The organism is Burkholderia sp. SIMBA_062 (assembly GCF_046534765.1).
GTDB classification, from domain to species: Bacteria; Pseudomonadota; Gammaproteobacteria; order Burkholderiales; family Burkholderiaceae; genus Burkholderia; species Burkholderia ambifaria.
Genome location: NZ_JAWRYD010000304.1, coordinates 1 through 268, shown reverse-complemented (window position 1 = coordinate 268; position 268 = coordinate 1). Strand labels below are relative to the sequence as shown.

Below are 268 nucleotides of genomic sequence, written 5' to 3'. Positions count from 1 at the left end.
CCAGCGATTCCGGTTCGTGCGCCAATTGGTATGCCCGTGACTTGAAGATCCGTCGCGGTATGCAGTGCTCATTGTCCGGTGGCCTGGCCTCCATGGGCGCGGCCGTGCCTTATGCGATTGCCGCCAAGTTCGCCCACCCGCAGAACCCCGTGATTGCACTGGTCGGGGATGGTGCGATGCAGATGAACAATATGGCTGAGCTGATCACGGTCGCCAAATACTGGCGTCAGTGGCAGAGCCCGACATGGATCTGCGCGGTGTTCAACAA

1 protein-coding gene is annotated in these 268 nt (G+C 60.1%); it reads left to right on the top strand.

What is annotated here, in order from left to right; translation table 11 throughout:
• Positions 1 to 268: thiamine pyrophosphate-dependent enzyme (locus SB786_RS36455; protein ID WP_410731614.1), on the top strand; the 268-nt coding region annotated here is incomplete at both ends.